Origin of the sequence: Xanthomonas campestris pv. phormiicola (assembly GCA_025666215.1) — a bacterium.
GTDB lineage: Bacteria > Pseudomonadota > Gammaproteobacteria > Xanthomonadales > Xanthomonadaceae > Xanthomonas_A > Xanthomonas_A campestris_A.
The window spans coordinates 3,102,495-3,115,955 of the sequence record CP102593.1 but is presented as its reverse complement, the minus strand read 5'-3'; the positions used below and the strand labels follow the sequence as shown (position 1 = coordinate 3,115,955).

Below are 13,461 nucleotides of genomic sequence, written 5' to 3'. Positions count from 1 at the left end.
CCTCAGCGTGCGCTGTCGGCCGGCACCCGGCGGAACGGCGCATGAAAGCTTCCGGCGTCGATCGTGCCCAGGTCGGCCTGGCCGGCGTCGAAGCGGATCACGATGTCCTGCGCGCTGAGGAAGAACGCATGCTCCGACGAGGGAATCAGCGGGTAGGCCTGGTCCTTGCGCAGTTCGACCTGCAGGCCGCCAGCCGCTTCGCGGATGTCGAACGTGCCCAGCTCGGGAATGGCGAAGCGGCCGACGAAGCGGCGCAGCACGGCGATGTCCACGCTGGCGGCCTGGCGCTGGATCGGCCGGAAGTCGGGCCAGTCGTAGGCTGCGGCGACGGCGCGGACGATTTCCAGGCCCAATTGGTAGCCCTGGTCGCCGTTGCTCAGCACCACCGCGCCGTCGCAGCGGTCGGGATAGACGACCAGGGTGGCCTTGTAGCCGGCATTGGAACCATCGTGATAGGCGTAGCGGCGCGCGCCGTGCCCGCCGATCTGCAGTCCCAGCCCGTAGTCGCCGCGCACCGGGGTCAGCATGTCGCGCACGCTGGCCGCGGACAGCACGCGGCCATGTCCGGCGCTGGCCGCGCACAGCTCCAGCGCATAGCGCGCCAGGTCCTCGGCATTGCTCCACAGCCCTGCGGCGGCCAGTTCCGGATAGACATGCGCGCCGCCTGCGATGGGCTGGCCCATGGCGTCGTGCGGTTGCGCCGCCCTGGCCAGCACCGCCGCCGGCAAGGGTTGCGTATAGCCGCTGGCCTCCATCCGCAGCGGCGCCAGCACGCTGTCACGGAGCAGGTCGGGGAACGGCTTGCCGCCGACGTCGATCAGCAACTGCTGCATGACCGTATAGCCGCCTCCCGAATAGCGGTAGCGTTCGCCGACCGGCGCATCCACCACCACCGGCGCCGAGTTGGCCGGCGCCTGGCCGTCGAGCACCTGCTGCAGGGTCGGGACCGCCGCGCCCTGGGCATAGCCGTCGAAGCCGTGCACGCTGGTGCCGGCGCTGTGCGACAGCAGTTGCCGCAGCGTGACCGGATGATCGCGGGTGTAGACGGAGTCGGGCAGCTTCCAGGTCTTCAGCAGCGCGTTGACCGGCGCATCCGGCGCCAGGCGCTTGTCCTGGACCAGCTTCAAGGCCGCCATCGCCGCGACCGGCTTGCTCACCGAGCCGGCCTGGAACAGGGTCCTGGCGTCGACCGGGGCACCGTCGGCGGCGGTGACGCCGTACCCCTTGGCCCAGTCGACGCGGCCGCCGTGGATCACCGCGATCGACACGCCCGGCACGTGCAAGGCGTCCATCTGCTCGCGCAGCGACAGCGTCGTGGCGGCCTGGTCCTGCACCACGACGGCCGGCAACAGGCCGGTTTCCACCCGCCGCATCTGCGCGGAGGACGCCGGCGGCGCGGCGCCGGCGATGTTGCAGCTCACCACACCGAGTGCGAGAAGGGTCAGCAGGCGCATACGTGCTCCGGGTCGATGGCGCCGTTGCGGCGGCCACCGCATGGATATGCCACGCCGCGGCATGGCCGACAGGCCCGAAGGTCATTGGCCGTTCCGGCGCCCCTTGCGGCCGATGCCGCTCAGCCCGTCGTCCGTTGCAGCCACGCCACCGCGCCACGCCCGGCGCGCAGGCCGCTGGCGAAGCAGGCGCTGAGCAGGTAGCCGCCGGTCGGCGCTTCCCAGTCGAGCATTTCGCCGGCGCAGAAGGTGCCGGGCAGGGCGCGCAGCATCAGCGCCGGGTCCAGCGCTTCCAGGCGCACGCCGCCGGCGCTGCTGATCGCCTCGGCCAGCGGACGCGGGCGCAGCAGGGTCAAGGGCAGCCGTTTCAGCGTGGCCGCCGCACGCGCCGGATCGTCGCCGGCCTGCTTGCCCAGGATCTCGAACAGCAGCGCCGCCTTGACCCCGTCGATGCCGGCCTGGCGGCGCAGGTGCTCGCCGAAGCTGCGCCCGCCGCGCGGCTTGCCCAGTTTGGCCTGCAGCCGCGCCAGCTCGCGCCCCGGCGCCAGGTCCAGCCACAGCGTGGTCGCGCCGTGCGCGGCGATGGCCTCGCGCAGCTCCGCCGCCAGCGCATACACCAGGCTGCCTTCGATGCCGTGCTCGCCGACCACGCATTCGCCCTGCAGGGCGTGTTCGCATCCCTGCGCATCGCGCCAGTGCGCGATCACCGGTTTCAGCGGCGCGCCGGCATGGCGTTGCCGGAAATGCGCGCTCCAGGCGATGTCGAAGCCGCAGTTGGCCGGCTGCAGCGGCGCGAGGTCGACGCCGCGCGCGCGCAGCGTGTCCTGCCAGGCGCCGTCGGACCCCAATTGCGGCCAGCTGCCGCCGCCCAGCGCCAGCACGCAGGCATCGGCATGCACCAGGCGCTCGCCGTCGGCGCCGGCGAAGCGCAGCGCGCCGTCGCGGTCCCAGCCCAGCCAGCGCTGCTGCACGTGGAAGCGCACTCCGGCGTCCTTCAGTCGCCGCACCCAGCCGCGCAGCAGCGGCGCGGCCTTGCGGTCCAGCGGGAACACGCGGCCGGAACTGCCGACGTAGGTTTCCACGCCCTGCGCCTGCGCCCAGGCGCGTAGCGCGTCTGCATCGAAGTCGGCCAGCCAGTCGCCGACCTGCGCGGCACGCTCGCGGTAGCGCGACACGAACAGCGCGAACGGATCGGAGTGGGTCAGGTTGAGCCCGCCCTTGCCGGCGATCAGGAACTTGCGCCCGACCGAGCCCTTGCCCTCGTACACGTCGACCTCGGCACCGGCCGCGCGCGCGGTCTCGGCGGCGATCAGCCCGGCGGGGCCGCCGCCGACGATGGCGATGCGGCCGCGCACGGCGGCGGCAAGCTTGCTGGCGGACATCGGCGGCAACGGCTCAACGCGGCTTGACGTCGAGCAGTTCCACCTCGAACACCAGCGAGGCGTTCGGCGGAATCACCCCGCCGGCGCCACTGGCGCCGTAGCCGTATTCCGACGGGAGCATCAGTTTGCGCTTGCCGCCCACGCGCATGCCGGCCACGCCTTCGTCCCAGCCGCGGATCACCTGGCCGCCGCCAAGGGTGAAGCTGAAAGGCTGGCCGTGGTCGGCCGAGGCGTCGAACTTCTCGCCATGCTGGTCCTTGGCGGTCTCGTCGTACAGCCAGCCGGTGTAGTGCACGGTCACCTGGTTGCCGGGCCGCGCCTCGGCGCCGCTGCCGACCTGCTCGTCGATCATCTGGAACGTGGCGATGCTTCCGCCCGGCGGCGGACCCGGCGGCGTGCAGCCGCTCAACAGCCAGGCCGGCAACGACAGGCTCAACAGCAACAGGGCACGGCGCATGCGGTTCATCCATGGGCGAACAGGGCGTGCAAGGGTAGCGCATCGCCGCAGCGGCTATCATCGGCGCATGGCCAAACTGCTGCTCAACCTGCGCCACGTGCCCGACGACGAGCTCGCCGAGGTGCGTGCGCTGCTCGATGCCGCGCGCATCGACTACTACGAGACCCGCCCCGGCACCTTCGGCATTTCCGCCGGCGGCGTGTGGCTGCGCGAGGACGCCGAGCAGGCGCGGGCCAAGGCGCTGCTGGCCGACTACCAGGCGCAGCGCGGCGAACGCGCCCGCGCCGAGCGTGCCGCGGCGCTGCGCGACGGCAGCGCCGAGACCTTCGCCACGCTGCTGCGGCGGCGTCCGCTGTTCGTGCTGGCGACGCTGCTGGGCATGCTGCTGATCGCCTCGCTGGTGCTGCTGCCGTTCTTCCTGCTGCGCGGCTGAAGCCAGCCGGCACGATTGGGAGGGGCGCGGCAACCGGGGTGACGTGGCTGGGCGTGTCCCGGACGGATCGTCGCTCGGCGACTCAGGCGGCGCATGGGGCCTCTTTGCTTCCTTGCCCTCGCGCGTGAGCGCGACGCCGCCATCGCCCTCGCGCTGCCAGCCCCGGTTGCACGCCGCGCGCTAAAATGCGCGGATGATCGCCAACACCGCTGCCTACCATTTCGTCGCCATCGCCGATCCCGACGCGCTCGCCGCGCGGTTGCAGGACTGGGCGCAGGCCGGCGCGTTGCGCGGCACCATCCTGGTCGCGGGCGAGGGCATCAACCTGTTCCTGGCCGGCGCGGCGGAGGCGATCGACGATTTCTACGCGCAACTGCGTGCCGACCCGCGCTTCGCCGCGCTGCGGGTCAAGACCAGCCGCAGCGCGCAGCAACCGTTCGCGCGGCTGAAGACCAAGGTCAAGCCGGAGATCATCAGTTTCCGCCGCGATGCCGCCTCGCCGCTGGCCGCCGAACGCGCCCCGGCGGTGGCGCCGGCCACGCTGCAGCGCTGGCTGCGCCAGGGCCACGACGACAGCGGCCGCCGCGTGGTGCTGCTGGACACGCGCAACGCCCAGGAAGTGGAGTACGGCAGCTTCGCCGGCGCGCTGACCCTGCCGATCGTCAAGTTCACCGAGCTGCCCGAGGCGCTGGCGCCGCATCGCGCCGAGCTGGCCGACGCCACCGTGGTCAGCTTCTGCACCGGCGGCATCCGCTGCGAGAAGGCGGCGCTGTGGATGCGCGCCGACGGCATGCACAACGTGCTGCAGCTGGACGGCGGCATCCTCGGCTATTTCGAGCAAGTGGGCGGCGAGGGCTACGCCGGCCGCTGCTTCGTGTTCGACGAACGCGTGGCGCTGGACCCGCAGCTGCGGCCGCTGGTGGATGTTGCTGAGGTGGGGATTGGGGAGTCGGGATTGGGGATTGGCCAAAGCGGGCTGCCCCGCAACTGACCGAAACTTGCGGTCTGCAAGTGGGTTTCGGCTCGCTGCATGCCGCGTCCCCTCGGAGCCTCAAAAAAATGCTCCAGCGAATCCCAAATCCCCAAACACGAATCCCGAAAAAAAATGGCTTGGAAAGCGTCCGAGCCGTGCGCTGTTCGCCAGAGGTGCTAGCCAGTGGCGCGATGGCGCACTCGGCCCCTCAGGTCAGGCAACAGCCGCTTTAACGAATCCCCAATCCCGACTCCCCAATCCCAGCGCCGTCAGGCGTACTGCATCTTGCGCGTCATCCCGCCATCGACCACGAAGTCCTGGCCGGTGACGAAGCCGGCATCGTTCGACAGCAGGTACACCGCCAACGCGCCGATATCCTGCGGCGTGCCGACCCGCCCGGCCGGATGCTGCGCATGGTCCTGCCGCGACAGCGCCGGCTTGCGCCGCGCACTGGGCTTGCGCCAGGCATCGGTGGCGATCCAGCCCGGGCTGATGCAGTTGACCCGCAGCGCCGGCCCGGCGCTGATCGCCAGCGCATGGGTGAAGGCGAGCAGGCCGCCTTTCGCCGCCGCATAGGCTTCGCTGTCGGGTTCGGATTGGTGGGCGCGGGTCGAGGCGATATTGACGATCGCGCCGCCGCCGGCGCTGGCGCGCAGTGCCGGCAGCGCGTGCTTGCTGCACAGGAAGGCGCCGCCCAGGCTCGCGTCCAGGCGCCGCTTCCATTCGCGCAGCGCCAGCCGCTCCAGCGGGCCGCTGTGCGGATCGGCGACGCCGGCATTGTTGACCAGGCCGTCGAGGCGGCCGAAGCGCGCCAGCGCGGCGTCGACGAAGCGGCGCACGCTGGCCTCGGCGGCCACGTCCAGGCGCCGGAACAGCACCCGGTCGCCGGCATCGAGTTCGGCGACGCAGGCGCGCCCGGCCTCGGCGTCCAGATCGCCGAACGCGACCCGGCCGCCGGCGCCCAGCACCGCCTGCACCACGCCGCGGCCGATCCCTTGCGCGCCGCCGGTGACCAGCACCACGCGGTCTTGCAGGGGCAGGGCGAGGGCGGTGGAGACTGGTGGGATCAGGGGCATGGCGCACACCGGGCAGGGCGGGAGTGCAAGCGTAGCCAGGCGGTCGTGCAGTCGGCGTTGCCGTGGCGCGCTTGCGCGTGGGTGTCGAAAGACAGTGGGCGGCCGTACCCTCATCCGCCCCTTCGGGGCACCTTCCCCCGAAAAGGGGCCATGGTCCCGGAGGGAGAAGGGAGCGCTCGCTTGCTCGAGCCCCTCTCCCCCCGGGAGAGGGGTTGGGGTGAGGGTACGGCCGCACGCGAACCAGCCATGCCGCCACCGCAAATCAGCGTTCCGGCGCCGGCCGCTGCAATCGGTGCTTCGCGCCCCCAGTTCCACTGCATCGCTTTGCAGGAACCCGCTCTCCATGTTGCCGATCTCCCTCCTCGATCTCGCCCCGGTCTGCGAAGGCAGCGACACCACCCAGGCCTTCGCCAACATGCTGGACCTGGCGCAGCACGCCGAGCGCTGGGGCTACCACCGCTACTGGCTGGCCGAGCACCACAACATGCCCGGCATCGCCAGCGCTGCCACCGCCGTGCTGATCGGGCACGTGGCCGGCGGCACGCGCCGGATCCGGGTCGGCGCCGGCGGCATCATGCTGCCCAACCATGCGCCGCTGCAGGTGGCCGAGCAGTTCGGCACCCTGGCCTCGCTGTATCCCGGGCGCATCGACCTGGGCCTGGGCCGCGCGCCCGGCACCGACCAGCCCACCGCGCGCGCCTTGCGCCGCTATTTCGACAGTGCCGACCAGTTCCCGCAGGACGTGGCCGAACTGCTGCGCTATTTCGAGCCGGCCGAACCCGGCCAGCTGGTGCGCGCGGTGCCGGGCGCCGGCATCGAGGTGCCGGTGTGGCTGCTCGGCTCCAGCCTGTTCAGCGCGCGCCTGGCGGCGGCGCTGGGACTGCCGTTCGCGTTCGCCTCGCACTTCGCCCCGGATGCGATGGACGAGGCGCTGGCGGTCTACCGGCGCGAGTTCCGTCCGTCGGCGCGATTGCGCGATCCGTACGCGGTGCTGGCGCTGAACGTGGTCGGCGCCGAGTCCACCGACGCGGCACGGCGCCTGTTCACCACCCAGCAGCAGAGTTTCGTCAACCTGCGCCGCGGCCGCCCGGGGCTGATCCCGCCGCCGATCGACGACATCGAGGCGTTCTGGCAGCCGCACGAGAAGGCCGGGGTGGAGCGCGCGCTGGCCTGCACCGTGCTTGGCGATGCGGCCGAGGTCGCGCGCGGCATGGCCGAGTTCGTCGCCCGCCATCGCCCCGACGAACTGCTGCTGACCGCCAACATCCACGATCACGCGGCGCGGCTGCGCTCGTTCGCGATCGCTGCCGAGGCCTGGACCCAGGCGGCGGCTGCGTAGGCGCCGGCGAACGCGGCCGCATCCCGCCGCCGCGTCCGCCACGCAGGCGGCGCGGGCGGCCTTGGCGCACCGCGTAGACAAGTCGCGGCGGCAGCGGCGGATTTCACCGGGCCTTGCCCGCGCCTGGGATCAGATCGGTTGCGCGTACCAGGCACTGGGACGCACGTGGCAGCAAGACACGGCGTGGGCCGGTCGGGCGCTGCGCATCCAGGGATCGCGACAGGGGGCACTGCATGGAAACCGATTATTTGCCGCCGGCGGCGCGCGGCTGCGGGCTGGAAGCGGTCTTGCATCAGCTTGCGTTGCAGCTGCAACGTCTGCAGCGCGCCGCCCATGAATCCGGCGCGGCGCAGCAGCCGCAGCGGCAAGTGTTCGCAGAGGCGCCGATTCCCGACTGAGCGTCGTGTTCGCACTCGACGCCGCGCCGCCAAGCGTGCATTGCGCGAACCTGGAAGGCGGTCGCAGCCAGCGGTTGCGGTCGGCCGGATGGCGCTGGCGGGCACCTCGGCTACAGCCTGCGCATCCACTCGCGGCTCAGGTCCACCACCTGGTCCGAGGCCAGGCCCAGTCCCACCGCCACCGCGATGCCGCCCAGCCACGAGACCAGCATCAGGCCGCCGTCGCGTTCCAGCAGGGCCAGCGAGAACAGCAGCAGCATCGCGCCGAACGCATAGTTGGTGAAAGGAATCGGCAGCGACAGCAGGATCCCCAGCACCACCAGCAACAGGCCGCTGAAGGCGCGTGCCGGCAGCGTCTCGACCAGCGCCGGCAGGCGCGGCTTGAGCAGCTTGTCCAGCCGCCGCAGCCACGGCGCGATGCGCCCGACGAAGCGCTGCATGGTGCGCCGGCGCGGGCCGCGTTCGCCGATGAAGCGCGGCAGCCAGGGCTTGCGCAGGCCGATCAGCATCTGTGCGCCGATCAGCGTCACCAGCGGCCCGCTGAGGCCGCCGGCCAGGCCTGGCACCGGCAGGAACGCCGGCAGGATCGCCACGAACAGGAACACCCCGAACGCGCTGTGCTGCAGATCGGCCAGGATCGTGCGCAGTCGCAGCTGCTCGTCCGGATCGCCGAGCAGGAAGGTGTCGAGCAGGGTGCGGATGCCTTCGGCGCTGTAGCCGTGAGCCTCGTCCGTGCCGGGTGTCTCACCCGGTGATGTCATCGCTGTTCTCGTCCTGCAGCTTGCTCAACAGCAGCTTGTCCACGCGCGCGCCGTCCAGGTCGACGATCTCGATGCGCCAGCCGGCCCAATCGAAGAACTCGCCGGCGTGCGGGATGCGGCCGAAGTAGTAGATGCACAGGCCGGCCAGGGTGTTGTAGTCGCCTTCCTCGGCGTTGGGCAGTTCGGCGCCGCCGAGCAGCTCGCGCAGGTCCTCGATCGCCAGCGAGCCGTCGATCAGCAGCGAGCCGTCGGCGCGGGTCACCACCAGCGCGTCCTCGTCGGCGTTGTCCACCGACTGCAGGCGCCCGACCACCGCGCCCATCAGGTCGCTGATCGTGACCAGGCCCTGGATCTCCCCGTATTCGTCCACCACCAGCGCCATCGACTGCTGTTCCTCGCGGAAGATCTCCAGCAGCTTCATCGCGTGGGTGGATTCGGAGACGAACAGGGTCTCGCGCAGGCTCTGGAACAGCTGGGTGGCGTTGCCGTCCATGCGCGTGACCAGCGATTTCACTTCCAGCACGCCGGCGATGTCCTGGTCGCTGCCGCGGTACACCGGATAGCGCGAGAACTCGTGCTCGCGCATCACCTGGAAATTGCGTTCGGCCTCGGCATTGGCGTCGAGCCAGGCGATGCGGTTGCGCGGCGTCATCAGGCTGTCGGCGGTGCGGTCGCCCAGGCGCATGACCCGGTTCATCATGTCGCGCTCGTGGCTGTCGATCACGCCGGCCTCGTGGCTCTCGGCCACCAGCATGCGGATCTCCTCTTCGGTCACCGACGCCGACTGCTCGTTGCCCAGGCCGAGCACGCGCAGCACCAGCCGGGTCGAGCGCGACAGCACCCACACCGCCGGCGCGGCGATCAGCGCCAGCCAGCCCATCGGCACCGCGACGAAGCCGGCGATGACTTCCGAGCGGGTCAGCGCCAGGCGCTTGGGCACCAGTTCGCCGAAGATCAGCGTCAGGAAGGTGATCAGCACGATCGCCAGGGTCTTGCCGATCACCGCCGAATACGGCTGCGGCTGCCCGATCAGGCTGAAGGTGGCCGACAGCGCCGGGAACAGCGACTGCAGCTTGGCCGCGATCGCCTCGCCGATGGCCTCGCCGCCGAACACGCCGGTCAGGATGCCGATCGCGGTGATGCCGATCTGCACGGTGGACAGGAAGTTTTCCGGATTCTCGGCCAGCGCCAGCGCCTTGGCCGCGCGCGTGCTGGATTGCGCCATCTGCTTCAGGCGGCTCTTGCGCGAGGTCATCAGCGACATCTCGGACATCGCGAAGAAGCCGTTCAGCAGCACCAGGGCTGCCACGACCAATAGTTCAAGCATGCGCGCGCTCCCTGGCGGCGAGGGAAGCGGGGACATGGGCGCCAAGGCGGCGCGGGGGAGGGGGGCTAGGGTGGTCGTCCATAGGGTGCGCCTAGCGACGGCGCGGCTGCATGGTAGCAAACCCGGGTGGCGGGCGCGTCCACGCGGCGCCGGTGCGCTGCCGCCGGTCGCCCGATTCCCCCGTTTTGTCAGCAAACGGTCATAATTCCGCCCCGGTGCCGTCCCTCCCGCGACGGCGGGATTGCGTTTCATGTTCTCGTTGCAGACCATCTTCGGTTCCGGCAAGCAGTTCTACACCCTGCTCGACGAGGCGGCCCAGGCCGCCTACGACAGCACCAAGGCGCTGCATTCGATGATGCGCGAGTCGGATCGGCAGCCGGCGCTGGACGCCTTCAAGCTGGCGCGGCTGCGCGAGCGCGCCGCCGCCGACAAGATCGGCCAGGCGCTGGTCGACAGCTTCATGACACCGATCGAGCGCGAGGACATCGAGGCGCTGGGCTCGGCGCTGTACAAGATCCCCAAGCAGGTGGAGAAGTTCGCCGACCGCTATTCGCTGGCGGTGCAGCACCTGGAGCACATCGATTTCGCGCCGCGTGCGGCGATGCTGGAACAGGCCGCGGCGGTGGTGGTGGAGATGGTCCACGACCTGCGCAACATGCACCTGGACCGGATGAGCGCGCTCAACGACAAGCTGCGCTCGCTGGAGAACGAGGCCGACCGGCTGATGCTGGAGCTGTACCGCGACATCTACTCCGGGCGCCTGGACAACCTGCAGATGTTCCTGCTCAAGGAGTTCTTCGAGATCCTGGAGAAGGCCATCGACCGCTGCCGCGAGGCCGGCGTGGTGGTCTACCAGATCGTGCTGAAGAATTCGTAATGGGCACGGTCCGGATCCGCTGCATGCGCGGCTGCGCCGCCATGCCCGCCGCCGCGGCCGCCATGCCCGAGGCGAGGAGCGCACGATGCTGACGCTGGTCCTGATCGTGATCCTGGCCGCGCTGGTGTTCGAGTTCATCAACGGCTTCCACGACACCGCCAATTCCATCGCCACGGTGGTCGCGACCAAGGTGCTCAGCCCCGGCTGGGCGGTGATCCTGGCCGCCGGCATGAACCTGGTCGGCGCGCTGACCGGCACCGCGGTGGCGATGACCATCGCCTCGGGCCTGCTCAACACCGACGTGGTGACGGTGACCCCGCAGGTGATCCTGTGCGCGCTGCTCGGCGGCATCGTCTGGAACCTGATCACCTGGTGGAAGGGCCTGCCGTCTTCGTCCTCGCACGCCCTGATCGGCGGCCTGTGCGGCGCCGGCCTGGCGGCGGCGCACAACAACTGGGGCGCGCTGATCTGGTCGCAGAACGTCGGCGACTGGGCCAAGAACAAGGGCCTGCTGTGGAAGGTGTTCGTGCCGATGATCACCTCGCCGATCGCCGGCTTCCTGCTCGGCATCGCGGTGATGCTGCTGCTGTGGGCGATCATCGCCGGCATGGCCAGGCTTGGCGGCCGCATCGGGCGGCTGGCGCGGCCGCGCTGGGTCAACGCCTTCTTCGGCAAGGCGCAGATCGCCTCGGCCGCGTACATGGGCTATGCGCACGGCCACAACGACGCGCAGAAGACCATGGGCATCATCGCCATGACCCTGGTCGGCGCGCAGAGCACCGGCGCGCTGGACGACCTGCCGTCCTGGCTGGCGTTCCTGCACCCGGCGGCCAGCCAGGGCCAGGGCATCGCCACCTGGATCGTGCTGACCTGCGCGGTGGTGATGGCCGCCGGCACCGCGTCGGGCGGCTGGAAGATCATCAAGACGCTGGGCCACAAGATGGTCAAGCTGCACCCGATCCACGGCTTCGCCGCGGAAACCAGCTCGGCGACGATCCTGACCCTGGCCGCGCACTTCGGCATGCCGGTGTCCACCACCCACAGCATCTCCACCGCGATCATGGGCGTGGGCTTCGCCAAGAACCCGCGCTCGCTGCGCTTCGGCGTGATCGAGCGCATCGTCTGGGCCTGGATCCTGACCATCCCGGCCGCCGCCTGCGTGGCGTATCTGATCTTCCGGCTGTTTGCGCTGTTTGGCTGGGCAGGGTAAGGCCGGGACTCGGGACCCGGGACTCGGGACTCGGGACTCGGAAAGCGCAGCACCGCAAACTGAGGCTTTATCGACTTCCGTTCTTCGAGTCCCGCGTCCCGAGTCCCGAGTCCCGAGTCCCGAGTCCCGACTCAATTAGCCCGATACATCGCCAGCACATCCCCGCGCAACGCGCGCTGGCTGTCGGGGCGGTTGTAGAACATGTGCCCGCCCGGATAGTTCCTGACCTGCACCCGGGTCGGGTCGTTGCCCATCACCGGCATCTGGTCCACGGTCAGCACCGAGCCCATGAACGGGCACGACAGGTCGTTCCAGCCGTGCACGATCAGCACCCGCAACTTGGGATCGATCGCCACCGCCTGGCGCAGCTCGGTCACCGAACCCTTGCGCAGTTCGTCGTTCCAGTCCCACAGCTTGTTCACGTCGTAGTTCAGCGCCTGGTAGCGCGCATCCACCTTCCAGCCCACCACGCGGGTCACGAAATCGACCATCGCGGTGGTGGTCGGGGCGATGATGCTGTCCAGCAGCGGATCGTTGGCGCGCTGCTCCGGCGCGTTCGGGAACGGGTCGAACGCGGTGACGTTGGAGTCGTAGCGGCTGCCGAGCTGGCCCTTGTCGCGGAACACCTCGCGCAGGTAGGCCTGGGTTTCCAGGCGGCCGCCGGCGCGGCGCACGTAGACCGGGTCCAGCCCGGTCATCGCCGCCACCTGCTGGATCATGCGTTCGCTGCCGGCCGCGTCGGAACGCCCGCGCAGCAGCGCGGTGACGTAGTCGCCGCGGGTGTAGTCGATCACCTGGCGCATCGCCTCCGGGGTCAGCCGCTGCTCGCGCTCCAGGTGCGCGGCGGCGATCGAGGGCAGGGTCAGCATCCACGCCAGCGGCGACACGTCGCCGTTGTCGTCCAGGGTCGGGTTGAGGTACGGCGAGACCAGCACCACGCCGTTCATCGCCACGCCCAGCCGGGTCTGCAGGTAATGGGTGATGCGCGGCCCGCGGAAGCCGCCGTAGCTCTCGCCGACCAGATACTTGCGCGACTGCAGGCGCTGGTTCTTCAGCAGCCAGTCGTAGATCGTGCGCGACAGGTATTCGATGTCGGCCTGCGGGTTGTAGAACAGCTTCTTGGCCTGCTCGTCGGCGACCCGCGAACGGCTGAAGCCGGTGCCGACCGGATCGATGAACACCAGGTCGGTGAAATCCAGCCAGGTGCCGGGGTTGTCGTGCAGCGTCGCCGGCGCCGAGGCGCTGTCGCCCTCGCTGCCGAAGGTGACCACCTTCGGCCCGATCGCGCCCAGGTTGAGGTAGACCGACGCGGCGCCGGGGCCGCCGTTCAAGGCGAAGGTGACCGGACGGTCCTTGCCGTCCACGGTGTAGGCGGTGAAAACCACGTCGGCGACGGTCTTGCCCTGTGCGTCCTTCACCGGCAGCGTGCCGACCGTGGCGGTGTAGCTGAGCGACTTGCCGTCCACGTGCGTGACCTGGCGCACCTTCGCGTCGGCCGGCAGCGCGGCCGGCTTGGCTTGCTCGGCGCTGTCGGCCTTGTCGGGTTTGTCCGCCTTGTCGGCGCCGTCGGCATCGGCAGCCAGTGCGGCGGAGATCGGCAGGACGGCCAGCAACAACGCCGCCAGCAGCGGCTTGGACAGGTTCGGCACGGGGAGGGCGCTCGGCAGAAGGGAAGCCGGCATGCTAGGCCGCGGCGCGGCGCGCGCGGATGTGCCCAAAGGCATGGTCGGCGCGCAGCGCGCATTGCCGGATGGCCTGAGCACGCGCCTGAATCGTC

The 13,461-nt window shown here is 70.4% G+C and carries 13 protein-coding genes; 6 read left to right on the top strand and 7 right to left on the bottom strand.

Annotated features, from left to right (window positions below):
- Window positions 1-2 precede the first annotated feature (2 nt).
- The 3 genes from NRY95_12905 to NRY95_12895 all read right to left on the bottom strand — a co-directional run bounded on the left by NRY95_12905 (window position 3) and on the right by NRY95_12895 (window position 3,290).
- Entirely contained in the window at window positions 3-1,454 is a 1,452-nt protein-coding gene (locus NRY95_12905) for a serine hydrolase (protein ID UYC14643.1), read from the bottom strand.
- A 119-nt stretch (window positions 1,455-1,573) separates the two neighbouring features.
- Window positions 1,574-2,833 carry a TIGR03862 family flavoprotein gene (locus NRY95_12900; protein ID UYC14642.1) on the bottom strand — a complete coding sequence of 420 codons (1,260 nt, stop codon included), beginning with the start codon at window positions 2,831-2,833 and terminating at the stop codon, window positions 1,574-1,576.
- 13 nt (window positions 2,834-2,846) lie between these two features.
- On the bottom strand, window positions 2,847-3,290 hold the full coding sequence (locus NRY95_12895) for an FKBP-type peptidyl-prolyl cis-trans isomerase (protein ID UYC14641.1): 444 nt from the start codon (window positions 3,288-3,290) through the stop codon (window positions 2,847-2,849).
- 67 nt (window positions 3,291-3,357) lie between these two features.
- Here NRY95_12895 and NRY95_12890 point away from each other — a divergent pair, with 67 nt between their 5' ends.
- Both NRY95_12890 and NRY95_12885 read left to right on the top strand, forming a co-directional pair.
- Window positions 3,358-3,723, top strand: coding sequence for a DUF6164 family protein (locus NRY95_12890; protein UYC14640.1), 366 nt, complete (start codon window positions 3,358-3,360; stop codon window positions 3,721-3,723).
- 193 nt (window positions 3,724-3,916) lie between these two features.
- A complete protein-coding gene (locus NRY95_12885) occupies window positions 3,917-4,714 on the top strand; it encodes a sulfurtransferase (GenBank protein ID UYC14639.1) in 798 nt (265 codons plus the stop codon).
- Between the two features lie 251 nt (window positions 4,715-4,965).
- Here NRY95_12885 and NRY95_12880 read toward each other — a convergent pair whose 3' ends face one another.
- The gene (locus NRY95_12880) at window positions 4,966-5,772 is read right to left on the bottom strand and encodes an SDR family oxidoreductase (protein UYC14638.1); all 807 of its coding nucleotides are present in this window, start codon (window positions 5,770-5,772) and stop codon (window positions 4,966-4,968) included.
- Window positions 5,773-6,115: 343 nt separating this feature from the next.
- On the opposite strand from NRY95_12880, the gene NRY95_12875 reads away from it, so the two are divergent.
- Together NRY95_12875 and NRY95_12870 are read left to right on the top strand one after the other, a co-directional pair.
- Window positions 6,116-7,111, top strand: a complete 996-nt coding sequence (locus NRY95_12875) for an LLM class flavin-dependent oxidoreductase (GenBank protein UYC14637.1) — start codon at window positions 6,116-6,118, stop codon at window positions 7,109-7,111.
- A gap of 233 nt (window positions 7,112-7,344) precedes the next feature.
- Entirely contained in the window at window positions 7,345-7,509 is a 165-nt protein-coding gene (locus tag NRY95_12870) for a hypothetical protein (protein UYC14636.1), read from the top strand.
- Window positions 7,510-7,619: 110 nt separating this feature from the next.
- Here the strand turns inward: NRY95_12870 and NRY95_12865 are convergent, their stop codons facing one another.
- Together NRY95_12865 and NRY95_12860 are read right to left on the bottom strand one after the other, a co-directional pair.
- Window positions 7,620-8,270, bottom strand: coding sequence for an exopolysaccharide biosynthesis protein (locus tag NRY95_12865; GenBank protein ID UYC14635.1), 651 nt, complete (start codon window positions 8,268-8,270; stop codon window positions 7,620-7,622).
- Entirely contained in the window at window positions 8,254-9,597 is a 1,344-nt protein-coding gene (locus NRY95_12860; GenBank protein ID UYC14634.1) for a hemolysin family protein, read from the bottom strand. The genes NRY95_12865 and NRY95_12860 overlap by 17 nt, the downstream gene beginning before the upstream one ends.
- 250 nt (window positions 9,598-9,847) lie before the next feature.
- On the opposite strand from NRY95_12860, the gene NRY95_12855 reads away from it, so the two are divergent.
- A complete protein-coding gene (locus NRY95_12855) occupies window positions 9,848-10,474 on the top strand; it encodes a DUF47 family protein (protein ID UYC14633.1) in 627 nt (208 codons plus the stop codon).
- A gap of 85 nt (window positions 10,475-10,559) precedes the next feature.
- Complete coding sequence (locus NRY95_12850; protein ID UYC14632.1) at window positions 10,560-11,684, top strand: inorganic phosphate transporter; 1,125 nt, start codon at window positions 10,560-10,562, stop codon at window positions 11,682-11,684.
- Window positions 11,685-11,815: 131 nt separating this feature from the next.
- Here the strand turns inward: NRY95_12850 and NRY95_12845 are convergent, their stop codons facing one another.
- Window positions 11,816-13,366 carry a S10 family peptidase gene (locus NRY95_12845; protein ID UYC14631.1) on the bottom strand — a complete coding sequence of 517 codons (1,551 nt, stop codon included), beginning with the start codon at window positions 13,364-13,366 and terminating at the stop codon, window positions 11,816-11,818.
- Between the last annotated feature and the right edge of the window lie 95 nt (window positions 13,367-13,461).